Raw genomic sequence first — 22818 nt, forward strand, 5'->3', positions numbered from 1 at the left:
CATGCTTTCCAACCCTAATATCGATCTGGTTTCGCGCTTTCTTCGCCTGCCTCTGGAGCAGCGCCAGCAGTTCTACCAGCGCCTGCAAAGCCGGGGCATGAGCTTCGCCCAGCTGCCGATTGCCTCGATCCGCGAGGACGGCCGGAAGCTGCCGTTGTCCTACGCCCAGGAACGGCAGTGGTTTCTCTGGCAACTGGACCCGGACAGCGCCGCCTATCACGTACCGGGCGCCCTGCGCCTGAGCGGGCGCCTGGACAAGGTTGCGCTGCAAAAGAGTTTCGACACCCTCGCGGTGCGCCATGAAAGCCTGCGCACGCGCCTGCACCTGGATGATGAACAGCGCTCCCAGGAAGTACTGGCCCACGGCGTGATCGAGATCGCTGAAAGCTCGGTCGACGAGGCCCTGCTCAAGGCCCGCGTCGAAGCCGAAATCGCCCGCCCGTTCGATTTGCAGCAAGGCCCGCTACTGCGCGTCAGCCTGCTTACCGTCGCTGAAAACGAGCACGTGCTGGTGCTGGTGCAGCACCATATCGTCTCCGATGGCTGGTCGATGGGTGTGATGGTTCAGGAGTTGATGCAACTCTATGCCGCCTACAGCCAGGGCCAGGACTGTGCATTGGCGCCGCTGCCGATCCAGTACGCCGACTACGCACTGTGGCAACGCAGCTGGATGGAAGCGGGGGAGAAGGCCCGTCAACTGGCGTACTGGCGCGAATTGCTCAGCGGCACGCAGCCGGTGCTGGAATTGCCGTTCGACCAGCCCCGCCCGGCGCAACAGAGCTTCCGTGGCGCGCGTCTGGACATCGCGCTGGAACCGGTACTGGTGGCAGGATTGAAAGCCCTGGCCCAGGGCGAAGGCGTGACGATGTTCATGCTGTTGCTGGCCTCGTTCCAGGCGTTTCTGTACCGCTACAGCGGCCAGCAGGACATCCGCATCGGCGTGCCAATTGCCAACCGCAACCGGGTCGAGACCGAATCGCTGATCGGCTTCTTCGTCAATACCCAAGTGCTCAAGGCCGACCTCGATGGCCACATGAGCTTCGCCCAGCTGCTGCAGCAGACCAAGCGCCGTGCGCTGGAGGCCCAGGCCCATCAGGACTTGCCGTTCGAGCAGTTGGTGGAAGCCCTGCAACCGGAGCGCAGCCTGAGCCATAACCCGCTGTTCCAGGTGATGTTCAACCACCAGGCCAATTCCCCCGCCGCCGCGCAGCAGTTACCGGGCCTGCGCGTGGCCAACCTGGAATGGGACAGCCACAGCGCCCAGTTCGACCTGAGCCTGGATACCCAGGAAAGCGGCGACGCGATCTGGGCGTCCCTGACCTACGCCACCGACCTGTTCGGCGCCGCCACCGTCGCGCGCATGGCCGAACATTGGCTGAGCCTGTTGCGGGCGGCCGTGGCGAATCCTGCATTGCCCTTGCACGACCTGGCGACACTCAACGCCGCTGAGCGCGAGCAGATACTCGCTCAATGGAACGCCACCGCGCGCGACTACCCCCAAGGGCAGTGGGTGCATCAGATGATCGAGGCCCAGGTGCAGGCGCAGCCGGATGCACCGGCGTTGCGTTTCAATGAGGTGTCGCTCAGTTATGCCGAGCTGAACCGCCGCGCCAACCGCCTGGCCCATCGCCTGATCGAAGCCGGCGTAGGACCGGACGTGCTGGTCGGCCTGGCGCTGGAGCGCTCCATTGAAATGGTCGTGGGCCTGCTCGCGGTGCTCAAGGCCGGTGGCGCCTACGTGCCGCTGGACCCGGAATACCCGCGCGAACGCCTGGCCTACATGCTGGACGACAGCGGGGTGAAACTGCTTTTGACCCAGGCGCATTTGCGTGAACAGCTGCCCATTCCCCAAGGCCTGGAAACCCTGGTGCTGGGCGAGTCTGCCTTCGAGGGCTACAGCGACGCCAACCCAGGCATCGCCCTGGACGGCGAAAACCTCGCCTACGTGATCTACACCTCGGGCTCCACCGGCCAACCCAAAGGCGCCGGCAACCGCCATTCCGCACTGACCAACCGCCTGCACTGGATGCAGGAAGCCTATGCCCTGGACGCCAGCGACGCGGTGCTGCAAAAGACCCCGTTCAGCTTCGACGTGTCGGTGTGGGAGTTCTTCTGGCCGCTGATGAGCGGTTCGCGCCTGGTGGTTGCAGCGCCCGGTGACCACCGTGATCCGGCCAGGCTGATCAACCTGATCAATCAACAGCAGGTCACCACGCTGCACTTCGTGCCGTCGATGCTGCAGGCTTTCCTGCAGGATCCGGCGGTGTCGACCTGCCAAAGCCTGCAGCGCATCGTGTGCAGCGGTGAAGCGTTGCCGGTAGATGCCCAGCAGCAGGTCTTCGCCAAGCTGCCCCAGGCCGGGCTCTACAACCTGTACGGCCCGACCGAAGCCGCCATCGACGTAACCCACTGGACCTGCGTGGACGAAGGCCGCGATGCGGTGCCAATTGGCCGCCCGATCGCCAACCTCGGCTGCTACATCCTCGACAGCCACTTCGAACCCGTACCGGTCGGCGTGCTCGGCGAGTTGTACCTCGGCGGCATCGGCCTGGCCCGGGGTTACCACCGCCGCCCGGCACTCACTGCCGAACGTTTTGTCGCCCACCCGTTCATCCAGGGCCAGCGCCTGTACCGCACCGGCGACCTGGCACGCTACCGCGCAGACGGCGTGATCGAATATGCCGGGCGTATCGACCATCAAGTCAAGCTGCGCGGCCTGCGCATCGAGCTGGGAGAAATCGAAGCGCGCCTGCTGGAACACGCGTGGGTCCGTGAGGCTGCCGTGCTGGCGGTCGACGGTAAATACCTGGTGGGCTACCTGGTGCTGCAGGACGCTGCCGATGATTGGCGCGAAGTCCTCGGCGCCCACCTGGCCCAGCACCTGCCGGACTACATGGTCCCGGCACAGTGGGTGCTGCTGGAGCAAATGCCCCTGAGCCCCAACGGCAAACTCGACCGCAAGGCCCTGCCCAAACCCGAAGCCACCCATCACTACGAAGCCCCGCAAAGTGCCCTGGAGCAGCAGATCGCGGCGATCTGGGCCGAGGTGCTGGGTGTCGAACAGGTGGGCTTGAACGACAACTTCTTCGAGCGCGGCGGTGACTCGATCATTTCGATCCAAGTGGTCAGCCGCGCCCGCGCCGCCGGTATCCATTTCACCGCCAAGGCGTTGTTCCAGCACCAGACCGTGCGCAGCCTGGCGCGGGTGGCGCAGTTGCAGGTTGCCCAGGTGTTTGACCAGGGCCCGGCGCAGGGCGAGACGCCGTTGCTGCCGTTCCAGCAGCTGTTCTTCGAGATGGACCTGCCGGAGCGCCACCACTGGAACCAGTCCTTGCTGCTGGTGCCACGCGAGCCGGTGCGGGCAGATCGACTGCAAGCGGCCTTGCACGCCATCGTCCACCACCACGATGGGCTGCGCCTGAGCTTCAGCCAGCCCGCCGAAGGGTGGCGGGCCGAGCATGCAGCCGCCACCCCTGAGGTGTTGTGGCAGGCCACGGTGGCGGATGCCGACGAGCTGGCCGCGCTGTGCGAAAAAGCCCAGCGCAGCCTCGACCTGCAACAGGGGCCCTTGTTGCGTGCGGTGCTTGCTGAACTGGCCGATGGTTCCCAGCGCCTGTTGCTGGTCATGCACCACCTGGTGGTGGATGGCGTGTCCTGGCGGGTGTTCCTCGAGGACCTGCAAAGCCTCTACCGCCAACAGCCGTTGCCGGCCAAGACCTCGTCGTTCAAGGCCTGGGCCGAGCGTTTGCAGGCCCATGCCCGCAGCGAAGCGGTACAGCCGCAAAAACACTTCTGGCTGCAACAGCTCCAGGACGTGCCTACCGATCTGCCCTGCCGTGATCCCCATGGCGCGCGTCCTGGCCGCCTGGCGCAGACAGTGGTCAGCCGACTGGACGCCGAGCACACCCGGCAATTACTGCAACAGGCGCCTGCGGCCTATCGCACCCAGATCAACGATCTGCTGCTGACCGCCCTGGCGCGTGTCATCTGCCAGTGGACCGGGCAGGCTTCCAGCCTGATCCAACTGGAAGGCCACGGCCGTGAAGACCTGTTCGAGGATATCGACCTGACCCGCACCCTGGGCTGGTTCACCAGCCTGTTCCCGGTGCGCCTGACCCCGGCCGAATCCCTTGGCGCCTCGATCAAGCAGATCAAGGAGCAACTGCGCGCCGTGCCGGACAAGGGCCTGGGCTTCGGCGCGCTGCGCTACCTCGGCGACGAGGCCACGCGCCAGGCATTCAGCGCGTTGCCGGTGCCGCGCATCACCTTCAATTACCTGGGCCAGATCGACGCCAGCTTTGACCAGCCGGACGGTTTGTTTGTACTCGCAGCGGAAAGCGCCGGAGCCGAGCAGAGCCCGGAGGCGCCGCTGGGCAACTGGCTGACCCTCAACGGCCAGGTATTCGGCGGTGAACTGCACATGGGCTGGACCTTCAGCCCGCTGATGTTCGAGGCCGCGCAGATCGACGCCTTGAGCCAGGCCTTCAGCCGTGAGCTGACGGCATTGGTGGAACATTGCTGCACCCCCGGCAATCACGGCGTGACGGCTTCCGACTTCCCGTTGTCACGCCTGAACCAGCATCAGCTTGAGTCCTTGCCGCTGGCCGCCGATGGGATTGACGACATCTACACCTTGTCGCCCATGCAGCAGGGCATGCTGTTCCACACCCTGTACGAACAGGCCGCCGGCGACTACATCAACCAGATCCGCGTGACGGCCGAGGGCCTGGATGTGGCGCGCTTCCAGCAGGCCTGGGATGCCACGGTGCAGGCCCATGACGTGCTGCGCAGCGGGTTTTTCTGGGAGGGCCAGCTGGAGTGGCCATGCCAGGTGGTGTACCGCGAGGCCCGGCTGCCCATCGAGCTTCTCGACTGGCGCGCCATGCCGGAGCCTGAGCTGGCGTTGCAAGACCTGCAGCAAGCCCAGCGTCGCCAGGGCTTTGAGCTGGCCAAGGCGCCCCTGGTCCGTCTGGTGCTGGTGCGTACCGACGAGCAACGCCATGAGCTGATCTACACAAGCCATCACATCCTGATGGACGGTTGGAGCAATTCGCGCCTGTTCGGTGAAGTGCTGCAACGTTACGCCGGCGTGGCGGTGCCCGAAGCGGCCGGGCGCTATCGCGATTACATCGGTTGGTTGCAGCAGCGTGATGCCGGTGCGACCGAAACCTTCTGGCGCGAGCAGTTGAGTGCACTGCAAGCGCCGACTCGCCTGGGCCGCAGCCAGCCCATGGCGACGGACGGGCATGGCGAGCACGCGCTGAGCCTGGATCGCCCGCTGACGGGTCGCCTCGAGGCCTTCGCCCGCCGCCATAAAGTCACGCTCAACACCTTGGTCCAGGCGGCGTGGCTGGTCCTGTTGCAGCGCCATAGCGGGCAGGCGGTGGTGTCGTTCGGCGCCACCGTGGCCGGGCGCCCGGCAGACCTCGTGGGGGTGGAGCAGCAGATTGGCCTGTTCATCAATACCCTGCCGGTGATCTGCGCAGTGGAGGGCGAGCAAACCGTGGCCGACTGGTTGCAAAGGGTGCAGGCGCAGAACCTGGCCCTGCGCGAGCATGAACACACCGGGCTGTACGATATCCAGCGCTGGGCCGGGCAGGGCGGTGAAGCCCTGTTCGACAATATCCTGGTGTTCGAGAACTACCCGGTGTCCAAGGCCCTGGAACAGAGTGGCGGCAGCGGTATCCGTTTTGGCCTGCCGGAGTCCCGCGAGCAGACCAACTTCCCGCTGACGGTGCTGGTGGACGTCGGTGACACGCTGTCGGTGCAGTTCAGCTTTGCGCGTGCGCACTTCGACCCGGACACGGTGCAAACCTACGGCCGCCATCTGCTCAACCTGCTGCAAGCCATGCTCGAGGGCGGCCAGCAGCGCCTCGGCGAACTGGCGATGCTCGATGTGGCCGAACGCCGGCAAGTGGTACAGGACTGGAACGCCACGGCGCGGGACTACCCGTTGCAGCACGGCGTGCATCAGCTGATTGAACAGCAGGTGACGCGCACGCCAGGCGCCACGGCACTGGTATTTGCCGAGCAGCGCTTGAGCTACGCCGAGCTGAACCGCCGCGCCAACCGCCTGGCCCACCGCCTGATCGAAGCCGGCGTAGGGCCGGACATACTGGTGGGCCTGGCAGTGGAGCGTTCCATCGAGATGGTGGTCGGCCTGCTCGCGGTGCTCAAGGCCGGTGGCGCCTACGTGCCGCTGGACCCGGAATACCCGCGCGAACGCCTGGCCTACATGCTGGACGACAGCGGTGTGAAGCTGCTGTTGACCCAGGCGCATTTGCGTGAGCAGCTGCCGATTCCCCAAGGCCTGGAAACCCTGGTGCTGGGTGAGTCTGCCTTCGAGGGCTACAGCGACGCCAACCCAGGCATCGCCCTGGACGGCGAAAACCTCGCCTACGTGATCTACACCTCGGGTTCCACCGGCCAACCCAAAGGCGCCGGCAACCGCCATTCAGCCCTGGCCAACCGCCTGCAATGGATGCAGGAAGCCTACGGCCTTGACGTCAGCGACACGGTGCTGCAAAAGACCCCGTTCAGCTTTGACGTGTCGGTGTGGGAGTTCTTCTGGCCGCTGATGACCGGTTCGCGCCTGGTGGTCGCCGCGCCGGGGGATCATCGTGATCCGAGCAAACTGGTGCGCCTGATCAATGCCGAGCAGGTCACCACGCTGCACTTTGTCCCGTCGATGTTGCAGGCCTTCCTGCAGGAGCCGACGGTTGCGACTTGCCATACCCTGCACCGCATCGTGTGCAGTGGTGAAGCGTTGCCGGTGGACGCCCAGCAGCAGGTCTTCGCCAAGCTGCCCCAGGCCGGTCTCTACAACCTGTACGGCCCGACCGAAGCCGCCATCGACGTGACCCACTGGACCTGCGTGGACGAAGGCCGCGATGCGGTGCCAATTGGCCGCCCGATCGCCAACCTCGGCTGCTACATCCTCGACAGCCACTTTGAACCTGTACCGGTCGGCGTGCTCGGCGAGTTGTACCTCGGCGGCATCGGCCTGGCCCGGGGTTACCACCGCCGCCCGGCACTCACTGCCGAACGTTTTGTCGCCCACCCGTTCATCCAGGGCGAGCGCCTTTACCGTACCGGCGACCTGGCACGTTACCGCGCAGACGGCGTGATCGAATACGCCGGGCGTATCGACCATCAAGTCAAGCTGCGCGGCCTGCGCATCGAACTGGGGGAAATCGAAGCGCGCCTGCTGGAACACGCGTGGGTGCGCGAGACCGCCGTGCTGGCGGTCGACGGTAAATACCTGGTGGGCTACCTGGTGCTGCAAAACGCCGGGGACGACTGGCGCGATGTGCTCAGCGCCCATCTTGCCCAGCAGTTGCCGGACTACATGGTGCCCGCCCAATGGGTGCTGCTGGAGCAGATGCCTCTGAGCCCCAACGGCAAACTGGATCGCAAGGCTTTGCCCAAGGCGGACGCCAGCTTGCACGCGCGGGCGTACGTCGCGCCGCAGAGCGAGCTGGAACAGCAGATCGCCGCGATCTGGGCCGAAGTCCTGGCGGTACCGCGCGTGGGGTTGAACGACAACTTCTTCGAACTGGGCGGGCACTCGCTGCTGGCGACCCAGGTGGTGGTGCGCCTGCGCGAGCAGCTGCATGCCGAATTCGACGTCAAATCGATCTTCACCACCCCGACCCTGGCCGATTTCAGCGCCTATGTGGCAGGCCAGCAGACAAATAATTCGCCGGTGCAGGACGCATTGGCTAAATCCTTGGAGGCTCTCAAACGTCTATCAGCAGAAGATTTGGATAAATTGACTTCCTGAGGGGCGTGGCGTGCAAGCATTAATCGAGTCGGTTGGGTCACTTTCGGCGCAGCAAAAGAAAGCGTTGGCGGTAATGCTCAAGCAGCAAGGCATCAACCTGTTTGAGATTGCCCCGGTTTTCAAGCGCCAGGAAGGTGAGCCTCTTCGGCTCTCTTATGCCCAGGAGCGGCAGTGGTTTTTGTGGCAGTTGGAGCCGCAGAGCACCGCCTATCATGTGCCAAGGGCCTTGCGCCTTACCGGCGAACTGGACGTGGCCGCGTTGCAGCGCAGCTTTGACACACTGGTGCTGCGCCATGAAAGCCTGCGCACGCATTTGCAGGAGGACGGCGACAGTGCCTTGCAGGTGATTGCCGATCAGGTACGGGTGGAGATCGCCCTGGTCGACGCCGAGGAATCCGAACTCAAGGCGCTGGTGGAAGCCGAGATCGCCCAGCCATTCGATTTGCAACAAGGCCCGCTGTTGCGGGTCAAGCTGCTGCGCCTGGCGCCCCAGGAGCATGTGCTGGTGCTGGTGCAGCATCACATCGTCTCCGATGGCTGGTCGATGCAGGTGATGGTCGACGAGCTGGTGCAACTGTACGCCGCCTATGTGCAGGGCCAGGACCTGCAACTGCCGGCCTTGCCGATCCAGTACGCCGACTACGCGCTATGGCAGCGCAGCTGGATGGAGGCGGGCGAGCGTGAGCGCCAATTGGGTTACTGGAAAGGCATGCTCGGCGGCGATCAACCGGTCCTCGAAATGCCCATGGACCGTCCACGGCCAGCGCTACAGAGCTACCGCGGGGCCAGGCTGGACCTGACCCTGGAAGCCTCTCTGGTGGCAGGCCTCAAGACCTTGGCGCAGCGTGAAGGTGTGACGATCTTCATGCTGTTGCTGGCGTCGTTCCAGGCTGTGCTGCACCGCTACAGCGGCCAGGGTGACATCCGCATCGGCGTGCCGGTGGCCAACCGTAATCGGGTGGAGACCGAGCGCCTGATCGGCTTTTTCGTCAACACGCAAATCCTCAAGGCCGATATCGACGGCCAGATGACCTTCCGTGAACTGCTGCAGCAGACCCGCCAACGCGCGGTCGAGGCCCAGGCCCATCAGGACCTGCCGTTCGAACAGCTGGTGGAAGCGCTGCAGCCCGAGCGCAGCCTGAGCTACAACCCGTTGTTCCAAGTGATGTTCAACCACCAGACCGACACTCAGCGCGGTGGCGGCAGCGTAACGGGGTTGCAAGTGCAAGGGCTGGAGTGGGACAGCAAGACGTCGCAGTTCGACCTCAGCCTCGACACTCAGGAGTCGGCTGACGGTATCCAGGCGTCGCTGACCTATGCCACTGACTTGTTCGACGCCCCGGGCCTGGAGCGCTTCCTTGCCCATTGGCATCGCCTGTTGCACCGGGTGGCCCAGGATTGCGGTGGCCGTATCGGTGAATTGCCCCTGTTGGATGATGCCCAGTGGCAGCAACAGGTGCACGGCTGGAACCACACGCCCATGGCGTTTGCGCAGGACGAGGGCGTGCATCGGTTGCTGGAGGCCCAGGCGCAAGCGCGCCCCGACGCCATTGCCCTGGTGTGCAACGGCCAGGCGCTGAGTTACGGCGAGCTGAACTGTTGCGCCAACCGCCTGGCCCATCGCCTGCGCGCTGCGGGTGTCGGGCCGGACGTGCTGGTGGCGGTGGCCCTCGACCGCTCGGTGGACATGGTCTTGGCCCTGCTGGCGACGCTGAAGGCCGGTGGCGCCTACGTGCCGCTCGATCCGCAATTCCCGGCGGACCGGCTGGCCTTCATGCTGGAAGACAGCCGCGCTCGCGTGCTATTGACTGCCGGCGACCTGCACCAACGCCTGCCCCTGGCGGCCGACCAGCAGGTGTTGTTCATGGACGCGCAGCAAGACGCACGCTACAGCAGCGCCAACCCCGAGGTGGCACTGACGGGCGAGCACCTGGCCTATGTGATCTACACCTCCGGTTCCACCGGCAAGCCCAAGGGCGTGATGGTGCGTCATGGCGCACTGAGCAGCTTCACCCATGGCATGGCCAGCACCCTGGCCATTGGCGCTGACGCGCGGCTGTTGTCGTTGACCACGTTCTCGTTCGATATCTTTGCCCTGGAACTCTACGTGCCACTGGCGACGGGAGCGACGGTGGTGCTGGCCGACAAGGAAGTGTCCCTGGACCCCGAGGCGATTCTGGGTCTGGTGCAGCGCGATGCGATCAGTGTGGTGCAAGCCACACCCTCGACCTGGCGCATGCTTCTGGACAGCGAACGCCGTGCCTTGCTGCACGGGGTCAAGTGCCTGTGCGGTGGCGAAGCGTTGCCGGCCGACCTGGCCCAGCGCATGCTGGCCCAGCAGGGCACGGTGTGGAACCTGTATGGCCCGACCGAAACCACTATTTGGTCGGCGGCCCATGAGTTGGTCGAGCCGGTGCCCTTTGTCGGGCGGCCGATCGCCAACACCTCATTGTTCATTCTTAATGCCGATCTCGTGCCGTGCCCGGTAGGCGCTGCAGGCGAGCTGCTGATCGGCGGTGTCGGCCTGGCCCGGGGGTATCACGGCCGGGCTGCGTTGACCGCCGAACGTTTTGTGCCCAACCCGTTTGCGCGCAACGGCGAGCGGCTTTATCGCACAGGCGACCTGGCGCGCTATCGCGCGGATGGCGTGGTCGAGTACATCGGCCGCGTCGACCATCAGGTCAAGGTGCGTGGGTTCCGTATCGAACTGGGAGAGATTGAGGCGTGCCTGCGTGAGCAGCGTGCGATCCGCGAAGCCGTGGTGGTGGCCGAGCATGACCAGTTGCTGGCCTATCTGGTGACCGACACCTTGACGCCGGAAGCCGATCAGGGCGCCTTGCGCGAAGCGTTCAAGGCCGCACTGCGCGAGGTGCTGCCGGATTATATGGTGCCGGCGCACATGCTGTTCCTGGCCCGCCTGCCGCTGACACCGAACGGTAAGCTGGATCGCAAGGCGCTGCCCAAGCCAGACGCCAGCCTGCTGCAAAAACGCTATGTGGCGCCGGTCGGTGAGAAAGCCCGGCAGGTGGCCGCGATCTGGGCCGAGGTGCTGGGTGTGCCACAGGTGGGCCTGGAGGACCATTTCTTCGAGCTCGGCGGTCATTCGCTGCTGGCGACCCGCATGGTGTCCCGTGTGCGCCAGGCGCTGGGTATCGAGGTGGCACTCAAAAGCCTGTTTGAGCAGCCGGTGCTGGGCGCCTTCGTGGCGTCATTGGGGGATGCAGGCGCCGAGGTCGCGCAGATCACCCGCGCCGATCGCGCACAGCCGCTGGCCCTGTCGTACGCCCAGGAGCGCCAGTGGTTCCTCTGGCAGCTGGAACCCGACAGCGCGGCCTATCACATTCCTGCCGCGCTGCGCCTGTCGGGTGCGCTTGACCGTGTGGCCCTGCAACGTGCGTTCGACACTCTGGTGCAGCGCCATGAAACCTTGCGCACGGTGTTTTTTTCCGACGTTAGCCAGACCGTTCAGCGTGTGCTCGAACAGGCTGCGCCGGTCATTGAACACCAGGTTGTGGGCGCAGCCACCTCCGGCGAATTGCAGGGGTGGGTGGAGCGCGAAATCGCCCGGCCATTCGACCTGCAGGCCGGCCCGTTACTGCGCATCAAGCTGCTGCAACTGAGCGAGCACGAGCATGTGCTGATACTGGTCCAGCACCACATCGTGTCGGATGCCTGGTCGATGCAGGTCATGGTCGATGAATTGGTGAGTTTGTATGCCGGTTACAGCCAGGGGCTCGAGCCAGTGCTGCCGGCACTGCCGATTCAATACGCCGACTACGCCCAGTGGCAGCGTGGCTGGATGGAGGCGGGCGAAAAAGCCCGGCAATTGGCCTATTGGCGGGCCCGCCTGGGGGATGTGCAGCCGGTACTGGAGCTGCCGCTGGACCGCCCGCGCCCGGCGATACAACGTTACGAAGGTGCGCGCCTGGATGTGCTGGTCGAACCTGCCGTGGTCGAGGGCTTGCGCGCCCTGGCGCAGCGCGAAGGCGTGACCATGTTCATGCTGCTGCTCGCGTCTTTCCAGTCGATGTTGTACCGCTACAGCGGCCAGTCGGATATCCGTGTCGGCGTGCCTATCGCCAACCGTAACCGCCTGGAAACCGAACAACTGATCGGCTTCTTCGTCAATACCCAGGTGCTCAAGGCCGAGATCGACGGGCACATGACCTTTGCCCAGCTGTTGCAGCAGGTCAAGGAGCACGCGTTGGGGGCGCAGGCCCATCAGGACCTGCCTTTCGAACAGTTGGTCGAGGCCCTGCAACCCGAGCGCAGCCTGAGCCACAACCCGCTGTTCCAAGTGATGTTCAATCACCAGTCCGACGCCCATGCCAACCGTGGCAGCCAGCAATTGCCGGGGCTGCAGGTGCAGGGGCTGGAGTGGGACAGTCATACGGCGCATTTCGACCTGAGCCTGGACACCCAGGAGTCTGCCGAGGGCCTGCACGCTTCGTTGACCTACGCGACCGCATTGTTCGACGCCAGTACCCTGCAGCGCTTCGCCGCGCATTGGCAAAACCTGCTGAAGAGCGTGGTAGGCACGGCCCGGCAGTGTGTCGCCGACTTGCCGATGCTGGGCCGCGATGAGCAAGCGCAGATGCTCTATGCGTGGAACCCGCCGCAACCCGCGCGTGCCGCCCACAGCAGCGTGCTGGTTAAATTCGAGCAGCAGGTGGCGAGCCGGCCCGACGCCGTCGCCCTGATCATGGATCAGCGGCGCATGAGTTACGCTGACCTCAACCAGCGCGCCAACCACCTGGCCCACGCCCTGATCGAACAGGGCGTGGGCGCCGACAGCCTGGTCGGCGTTGCCGTGGACCGTTCGCTGGAAATGATCGTGGCCCTGCTGGCTGTGCTCAAGGCCGGCGGCGCCTATGTACCGCTGGACCCGCAATACCCCTGCGACCGCCTGCAATGCATGATTGAAGACAGCGGCTTGCAGCTGTTGCTGACCCAGCATCCCTTGCTGGAGCGCCTGCCGATCAGTGCCGACCTGGCGTTGATCTGCCTGGAGTCCGATCCGCAGTGGTTGGCCGAGTACCCGTCGAGTAACCCCGAGGTGCGCGCGTTCCCGGCCAACCTGGCCTACCTGATGTTCACCTCGGGTTCGACCGGGCGGCCCAAGGGCGTGGGCATCGACCAGGCTTCGTTGGCACGCCACGTCGAGGTGTTTACCGAGGTGTTTGCGCTGACCGCCGCTGACTGCGTGCTGCAATTCGGTACATTCAACTTCGACGGCTTCGTCGAGCAACTCTACCCGGCGCTATGCTGCGGGGCCGCGGTGGTGGTGCGTGGCGGCGAGCTGTGGGACAGCGACACCTTCTACACCCAACTGATCGAACATGAGATTTCGGTGGTCGACCTCACCACCGCCTACTGGCACCTGATTGCCCGGGACTTTGCCGAGCGAGGTGTGCGGGACTATGGGCGGTTGCGCCAGGTGCATGCAGGCGGCGAAGCCATGCCGCCGGAAGGTTTGGCTTCCTGGCGCGATGCCGGCCTGGGCCATGTGCGCCTGCTCAACACCTACGGCCCCACCGAGGCGACCGTTACGGTCACGGCCCTCGATTGTGCGGGTTATGTCGATGGCCGCGAAGCCGTCACGCAAATGATGCCGATTGGTCGCGTACTGGACGGCCGCGCCATCTACCTGCTGGATGCCAGCCTCAACCCGGTGCCTGTGGGCGTGGCCGGCGAACTGGTGATCGGCGGGCCATTGCTGGCGCGGGGGTACTTCAACCGCGCGGCGCTGACCGCCGAACGCTTTATTCCCGACCCCTTCGACCCCGCTGGCGGCGGTCGCCTGTACCGCACCGGCGACCTGGCGCGCTACCGTGCCGATGGTGTGATCGAGTACATCGGGCGCATCGACCATCAGGTCAAGGTGCGTGGCTTCCGTATCGAACTGGGTGAAATCGAATCGCGCCTGCTGGCCCAGGATGCGGTGCGCGAAGCGCTGGTGATTGCTGCCGACCAGCAACTGATCGCCTACCTGGTTACCCCCATGGCCGAGTCCGGGCAGGACGCACTGCGTGAGCAGCTTCGCACGGCTTTGCGCGATGAGCTGCCGGACTACATGGTGCCGGCGCACTTCATGTTCCTGAAGGCACTGCCGTTGAGCCCCAATGGCAAGTTGGATCGCCATGCCTTGCCACGCCCGGATACGAGCCAGGCGCTGCACAGTTGGGTGGCGCCGGTCAGTGTGCTGGAGCAGCAGGTTGCCGCGATCTGGGCGGATATCCTCGGTGCTGAACGTATTGGCCTGACCGATCATTTCTTTGAGATGGGCGGCCATTCCTTGCTGGCCATGCAAGTGGCGTCGCGCCTGCGGCATAACCTGGGGATCGAGTTGCCGCTGCGCGTGCTGTTCGAACAACCGCGCCTCGACGGCTTTGTCGCGGCCCTGCACAGCGAGGGCAAGCAGGGCGGTTCGACGGCGCCGGCGTTGGTGCCGTCTTCCCGCGATGTGCCCTTGGTGTTGTCGTACGCCCAGGAGCGCCAGTGGTTCCTCTGGCTGCTGGAGCCCGAAAGCGCCGCCTACCATGTGCCCAGCGCGTTGCGCCTCAAGGGCCAGCTGGACCTGAACGCGCTGCAACGCAGCTTCGACACGCTGGTAGCGCGCCATGAAAGTCTGCGCACCCATTTGCATCAGGGTGATGAGCAGACCGTGCAGGTGATTGCTCCGCAGGCCACGGTCGACATCGTTCTGGTCGAGAGCGACCCGACCCGGCTCAAGGCCCAGGTGCAAGCCGAGATCGCCCGCCCGTTCGACCTGCAGGCCGGGCCATTGCTCAGGGCCACGTTGCTGCGCCAGGGCGAGGACGAGCATGTACTGGTGCTGGTGCTGCACCATATCGTCTCCGACGGCTGGTCGATGCAAATCATGGTCGATGAGCTGGTGCAGTTGTACAGCGCCTACAGCCAGGGCCTGGATCTGCAACTGCCGGCCTTGCCGATCCAGTACGCCGACTATGCCCGCTGGCAGCGCGAGTGGATGGACGCGGGCGAAAAAGCCCGGCAGCTTGCGTACTGGCAAGGTTTGCTGGGCGGCGAGCAACCGGTGCTGGAATTGCCTTTCGACCACCAGCGCCCGGCCGAGCAAAGCCATCGTGGTGCGCGCCTGTTTGTCGAGCTGCCGCCCGCGCTGGTTGCCGACCTCAAGGGCCTGGCGCAACGCGAAGGCGTGACCCTGTTCATGCTGTTGCTGGCCTCGTTCCAGGCGCTGATGCACCGTTACAGCGGCCAGGAAGACGTGCGCGTCGGGGTGCCGATTGCCAACCGCAACCGGGTCGAGATCGAGCGGCTGATCGGCTTCTTCGTCAACACCCAGGTGCTCAAGGCCGATATCGATGAGCAGACTTCGGTCACGCAACTGTTGCAGCAGGTCCGCCAGCGTGCGCTGGAGGCCCAGGACCATCAGGACCTGCCGTTCGAACAACTGGTGGAGGCGCTGCAACCCGAGCGCAGTTTGAGTCTTAACCCGTTGTTCCAGGTGATGTTCAACCACCAGACCGAAGCGCGCCTGGGCGGCGTCGAACACGCGCTGTGCACACTGCGCGTCGAAGGCCTGGAATGGGAAAGCCAGACCGCCCATTTCGACCTGGACCTGGATGTGCATGAAGGCACGGACAGCATCTGGGCCACCTTGGGTTACGCGACCGACCTGTTCAACGCCTCGACCATCAAGCGCATGGCCTGCCATTGGCAGAACCTGTTGCAGGCGATGGTTGCCGACCAACAGCAACCCATCAGCCAACTCAACCTGCTGGGCCAGGATGAGCAACGACACATCCTGCAGCTGTGGAACCAGACCGACGCCGGCTTCTCGGCCGAGCGTCTGGTACACGAAATGGTTGCCGACCGCGCCGCCGAAAACCCCGCTGCGGTGGCGGTCAAGTTCGATGCGCAAACCCTGAGTTATGGCGAGCTGGACCGCCAGGCCAACCGCCTGGCCCATGCCCTGGTCGCCCGTGGCATCGGCCCCGAAGTGCGCGTGGCGATTGCCATGCCGCGCAGTGCCGAGAGCCTGGTGGCGTTCCTCGCGGTGATGAAAGCCGGCGGTGTGTATATGCCGCTGGATATCGAATACCCGCGTGATCGCCTGCTGTACATGATGCAGGACAGCCGCGCGCAACTGCTGCTGACCCATTCCAGTGCCTTGCAGCAACTGCCGATTCCCGACGGCATGCAGACGCTGGCCATCGATCGCACCGAGGCGTGGGCCGACTACAGCGACACCGCGCCGGCGGTAAAACTGCACGGCGACAACCTCGCCTACGTGATCTACACCTCCGGCTCCACCGGCCTGCCCAAGGGCGTGGCGGTGTCCCATGGGCCGTTGGTGGCGCACATCATCGCTACCGGCGAGCGTTATGAAACATCGCCGGCCGATTGCGAACTGCACTTCATGTCGTTCGCCTTCGACGGCTCCCACGAAGGCTGGATGCACCCGCTGATCAACGGCGCCAGCGTATTGATCCGTGACGACAGCCTGTGGCTGCCCGAGTACACCTACGCGCAGATGCACCGTCACAACGTGACCATGGCGGTGTTCCCGCCGGTGTACCTGCAACAACTGGCCGAGCATGCCGAGCGCGACGGTAATCCACCGAAAGTGCGGGTGTACTGCTTCGGTGGTGATGCCGTGGCCCAGGCCAGCTATGACCTGGCCTGGCGCGCGCTCAAGCCGACCTACCTGTTCAACGGCTACGGCCCGACCGAAACCGTGGTCACGCCACTGCTGTGGAAGGCGCGCAAGGGCGACCCCTGCGGCGCCGTCTATGCGCCAATCGGTACGCTATTGGGCAACCGCAGCGGCTACGTGCTGGACGCGCAGCTCAACCTGCAACCCATCGGCGTCGCCGGTGAGCTGTACCTGGGCGGCGAGGGCGTGGCCCGTGGTTACCTGGAACGCCCGGCGCTGACCGCCGAACGCTTCGTGCCGGACCCGTTCGGCAAACCGGGCAGCCGCGTGTATCGCAGCGGCGACCTGACCCGTGGCCGCCCGGATGGCGTGGTGGATTACCTCGGGCGTGTCGACCACCAGGTGAAGATCCGTGGTTTCCGTATCGAACTGGGGGAGATCGAAGCGCGCCTGCGTGAGCAGGACAACGTCGGTGAAACCGTGGTGGTGGCCCAGGAAGGCCCGACCGGCAAACAGCTGGTGGCCTACGTGGTGCCGGCCGACGCCAGCCTGGTCAACGAAGCCGAATTCCGCGACCACCTGCGCCGTGCCCTGAAAACCCGCCTGCCGGATTACATGGTACCAACGTACTTCATGTTCCTGGCGCAAATGCCGCTGACCCCCAACGGCAAGCTCGACCGCAAGGGCCTGCCGCAACCGGATGCGAGCCTGTTGCAACAGGCTTACGTGGCCCCGCAGAGCGAGCTGGAACAACAGCTCGCGACGATCTGGGCCGAGGTGCTGCGCCTGCCGCAAGTGGGCCTGAACGATAACTTCTTTGAGCTGGGTGGTGATTCAATCATCTCGATCCAGGTGGTCAGCCGTGCTCGCCAGGCGGGTATTCGGTTCACGCCCAAGGACCTGTTCCAGCACCAGACCGTACAAAGCCTGGCCGGTGTCGCGCGCCAAGGCGTCGAAGGCGTGACGATCAGCCAGGCCGCGCTCAGTGGTGAAACCTTGCTGCTGCCTATCCAGCAAGCGTTCTTCGCCGATGAGATCGCCGAGCGTCATCACTGGAACCAATCGGTGGTATTGCAACCCCATGAACACCTCGACGCCACGACGCTGACCCAGGCCTTGCAGGCGTTGATCGTGCATCACGATGCGTTGCGTTCGCAGTTCTTTGACGGTGCGGGTGGCTGGCAGGGCGTCTATCGCGGTGCCGAACAGCACCAGGCCGACGCCGTGCTGTGGCACCGCACGCTGCAGGACATCGACGAACTCGCGGCCTTGGGTGAAGAGGCACAACGCAGCCTGGACCTGGGCCACGGCCCGCTGATACGGGCGGTACTGGTCGAGTTGGACGGTGGTGCACAGCGCTTGCTGTTGGTGATCCACCACCTGGTGGTGGATGGTGTGTCGTGGCGGATCCTGCTGGAGGACCTGCAAACGGCTTACCGTCAGCTCGCCCGTGGCGTTGCCGTGGTATTGCCGGTCAAGACCAGTTCCACCCGCGATTGGGCACACCGACTGCAGCAGTACGCCCAGGGCGATGCGCTGACCGGCGAACTGGCATGGTGGCAAGCGCAGTTGCACGACGCCGAGGTCGACCTGCCAGCTGCCAGACCGGGTGCCAGCTTGAGCAACCGGCATGCCGGCAGTGCGACCACGCACCTGGACAGCACTCACACCCGGCGTCTGTTGCAGGATGCACCGGCGGCCTATCGCACCCAGATCAACGATGTGTTGCTGACCGCCCTGGCCCGGGTGATCGGGCGCTGGACCGGGCACGCGTCGACCCTGATCCGTTTGGAAGGCCATGGCCGCGAAGACCTGTTCGACGATATCGACCTGACCCGTACCGTCGGTTGGTTCACCAGTCTCTACCCGGTCAAACTGACGCCGGCCCTGACCCCGACGGACTCGTTGAAGGGGATCAAGGAGCAACTGCGCGCCATTCCCGACAAAGGCATCGGCTTTGGTGCCTTGCGTTACCTGGGGCAACCGCAGGTTCGCGAAGCCCTGGCGCGCTTGCCGCAGCCACGCATTACCTTCAACTACCTGGGCCAGTTCGATGCCAGTTTTGATGACAGCGAGGAGCCGGGCCTGTTTGCGCCTTCCGGTGACGCTGCAGGGGCCGATCAAAGCCCTGAGGCATCCTTGGGCAATTGGTTGGAAATCAACGGCCAGGTGTATGGCGGCGAATTGAACCTGACCTGGAGCTTCAGCCAGCAGATGTTCGACCCGGCCAGCATCCAGCAATTGGCCGATGACTATGCCCAGGAACTCAAGGCACTGATCGCGCATTGCTGCCAGCCTGAAAACACCGGTGCCACGCCGTCGGACTTCCCATTGGCGCGCTTGAGCCAGGCACAGTTGGATGGCCTGTCGTTGCCGTTGAACCGGGTCGAGGACATCTACCCGTTGTCACCGATGCAACAGGGCATGCTGTTCCAATCCTTGTATGGACAGGGTTCCGGCGACTACATCAACCAGATGCGCGTCGATGTGCAAGGGCTGGATGTAAGCAGGTTCCAGGCGGCCTGGCAGGTTGCCGTGGAACATCACGATATCCTGCGCACGGCGTTTCTCTGGCAGACCGAGCTGGAGCAGCCGTTGCAAGTGGTCTACAAGACGGTGCGGGTGCCTTTGCTCGAACACGACTGGCAGCACCGCACGGACCGCGCCGAAGCACTCGACGCACTGGCCGAAGCCGCCCGGGCCGAAGGCTTTGTGCTTGAGCAGGCCCCATTGTTGAGCCTGGTGGTGGTGCGTACCGGTGCCGACAGCCATCATCTGATTTACACCAACCACCACATCCTGATGGATGGCTGGAGTTCATCGCAGTTGTTCGGCGAGGTCCTGCAGCAGTACGCCGGTGAGGTGTTGCGCGCGCCGAACGGGCGTTACCGTGACTACATCGCCTGGCTGCAGGCACAGGACCCGGTCACCAGCGAAACCTTCTGGAAGGCGCAGCTGGCGGGGCTGCAGGAACCTACCCGGCTGTCGCGCGGTGCCAGGCGCGAGCAGGGTGTGTCCCAGGTCAACGGCATTCACCGGCTGGTACTGGAGCAGTCGGCCACCGAGCAGCTCAAGGCCTTTGCCCAGCGGCACAAGGTCACCTTCAATACCCTGGTGCAAAGTGCCTGGCTTCTGCTGTTGCAACGGCATACCGGCCTGGACACCGTAGCGTTCGGTGCGACGGTGGCGGGACGTCCGACCGAGTTGCCGGGCATCGAGCAGCAGGTCGGTTTGTTTATCAACACCTTGCCAGTGGTGGCGACGCCGAGCCCGCAGTTGAGCGTGGACGCCTGGTTGCAGCAGGTGCAGGGGCAAAACCTGCGTCTGCGCGAGCAAGAGCACACGCCGTTGTTCGACATCCAGCGATGGGCCGGGCTCGGTGGCGAAGCGCTGTTCGACAGCATCCTGGTGTTCGAGAACTACCCGGTGTCGGCGGCGTTGGAGCAGGGCGCCCCGGCGGGCCTGCGTTTCGGCGCGATGGACAGCCTGGAACAGACGCACTATCCCTTGACCGTATTGCTGGCCATGGGTGAACGCCTGGCCGTGGAGTTCAACTACGACCCGGCTGCGTTCGGCGAGCAGGACATCGTCCATCTGGCCGAGCACTTCGAGCAGGTGTTGCAGGCACTCACTCTTGCGCAGGTGGAGCGCCTGGCGGACCTGCCATCCCTGCCTCAGGCACAGCGCAAGGTGATCGTCGAGGACTGGAATGCGACGGCGCGCGAGTACCCGCTGCCGCGCGGTGTGCACCAATTGATCGAAGATCAGGTCGCCCTGACGCCGCAGGCTCCCGCCCTGGCATTTGGCACGCAGCGGCTGAGCTACGCCGAGTTGAACCGCCGCGCCAACCGCCTGGCCCATCGTTTGCTCGAAGCCGGCGTAGGCCCGGACGTGCTGGTCGGCCTGGCGCTGGAGCGCTCCATCGAAATGGTCGTGGGCCTGCTCGCGGTGCTCAAGGCCGGTGGCGCCTATGTGCCGCTGGACCCGGAATACCCGCGTGAGCGCCTGGCCTACATGCTGGACGACAGCGGCGTGAAACTGCTGCTGACCCAAGCCCATTTGCTTGAGCAATTACCGATTACCCAAGGCCTGGAAACCCTGGTGCTGGGCGAGTCTGCCTTCGAGGGCTACAGCGACGCCAACCCAGGCATCGCCCTGGACGGCGAAAACCTCGCCTACGTGATCTACACCTCGGGTTCCACCGGGCAACCCAAAGGCGCGGGCAACCGCCATTGCGCACTGACCAACCGCCTGTGCTGGATGCAGGAGGCCTACGCGCTGGATGCCCGCGATACCGTGTTGCAGAAAACCCCGTTCAGTTTCGACGTCTCGGTGTGGGAGTTCTTCTGGCCGCTGATGACCGGCGCACGCCTGGTGGTCGCCGCACCGGGGGACCATCGCGACCCTGAAAAACTGGTCGGCCTGATCACGCGTGAACAGGTCACCACACTGCATTTTGTGCCGTCGATGCTGCAAGCGTTCCTGCAGGATTCGAACGTGTCTTCCTGCGCCAGCCTGCAGCGCATTGTGTGCAGTGGCGAGGCGTTGCCGGTGGATGCGCAACAGCAAGTGTTCGCCAAACTGCCGCACACCGCGCTTTACAACCTGTACGGCCCGACCGAAGCGGCCATCGACGTGACCCACTGGACGTGCGTGGATGAAGGCCGCGACGCAGTGCCGATCGGCAAGCCGATTGCCAACCTGGGCTGCTATGTCCTGGACAGCCATTTCGAGCCGGTGCCGGCCGGCGTGCTGGGTGAGCTGTTCCTGGGCGGCGTGGGCCTGGCGCGCGGTTATCACCGGCGCCCGGGCTTGACCGCCGAGCGCTTCATCGCGCATCCGTTCATCAAGGGCGAGCGCCTCTACCGTACTGGAGACCTGGCGCGCTACCGCCCTGACGGTGTGATCGAATACGCCGGGCGTATCGACCATCAGATCAAACTGCGCGGCTTGCGTATCGAGCTGGGTGAAATCGAAGCACGCCTGCTGGAGCACGAATCGGTGCGCGAGGCGGCGGTGCTGGCGGTGGACGGCAAGCACCTGGTGGGTTACCTGGTCTTGCAGGAGCAGGGCGAGGGCTGGCGTGAAACCCTCAGTGCACACTTGGCTGTGCAGTTGCCGGATTACATGGTACCGACGCAATGGTTGCTGCTGGAACAGATGCCCCTGAGCCCCAACGGCAAGCTGGACCGCAAGGCATTGCCGAAACCGGACACGCAGTCGACCCAGCGGTTTGAAGCACCACGGACCGAGCTTGAACAGAAAGTCGCCGCGATCTGGGCCGATGTGCTCGGTGTGGAACACGTCGGGTTGAATGACAACTTCTTTGAATTGGGCGGCCATTCGCTGTTGGTGCTGATGCTCAAGGAACGGATTCGCAAGGCCAGCGGCATCGGCCTTTCGGTCAGCCAGTTGATGCTCAACCCGACCGTACGCGCGCAGGTCGGCTGTCTCGCAGGCATCACTCGCCGCTCGCTGCTGGTGCCGCTTAACAGCCGCACCGAAGGCACGCCGCTCTATCTGTTCCACCCCAGCTACGGTTCGGTGCATTGCTACAAGGCCATCGCCCTGGCGTTGCGTGAGCAGCGGCCGGTCGTCGGGGTGATCTGCCGTGCGTTGGCCGAGGAGGGCACCGAAGTGCCGGCCTGGTCCAGCATGGTCGAGGATTACTCCGCGCAATTGCTGGAAGCCCAGCCCGAAGGGGCCTTCCGCCTGGCGGGCTGGTCGTTGGGCGGCAACCTGGCGGTAGAGGTTGCCTATCACCTGGAACAGGCGGGCCGACAGGTGGAGTTTGTCGGCTGGATCGATTCGTCGCCGCCGCGCTGGCTCACCCCGTACTGGGAAGCGGCAATCGTGACCGACGACAGCGAGATATCCGACAACGAACGGCGCGTGGACTTGCTCGGGGTGATGTTCCCGGCGTTTGCAGAGGCTGTCCATGCCACCTGGCAGGACGTGCAGGCCACCCACGCCGATGCAGGCACGCAATGGGCACGCTTCGTCGAATGGGCCGAGGCCACCCTGGGTGACGCCTTCCTCGACATCAGGCAAGCGCTGTTGGAGGGCAACGAAGCGCAGGTGTCCTGGGACGTCGACCGAACGTTGGTCAAGCGCATGGAGCAGGCTGACTTCAAGCCACTCAAGGCGCCTATCAGTTGCTGGTGGGCCGCCATGAGCCGGGCCGGTCAGCACCGGGCGTTGATCGAAGCCAGCATGCAGCGGGTGATTGGCGAGGGCTGTGTGGTGCGGTCGGTGGTGATTGAGGTGGACCATGAGCGCATCATCGACAACGCCGAATTTGTACACAGCCTGGTGACGGCCATGGCGTAACCGTCAATTGGGCAGAAAGCCCCGGCTCACGTGGTGTGAACCGGGGCTTTTTTGTGGGTGGGCT

General features: G+C 64.6%; 1 pseudogene. It reads left to right on the top strand.

The window, feature by feature from the left end:
* The first annotated feature begins 1 nt into the window (after position 1).
* Positions 2-22754 (top strand): annotated as a pseudogene (locus tag BLQ09_RS15755) (non-ribosomal peptide synthase/polyketide synthase).
* Positions 22755-22818: the final 64 nt, after the last annotated feature.

It is taken from the genome of Pseudomonas sp. NFACC25, assembly GCF_900100935.1.
Lineage (GTDB): Bacteria > Pseudomonadota > Gammaproteobacteria > Pseudomonadales > Pseudomonadaceae > Aquipseudomonas > Aquipseudomonas marginalis.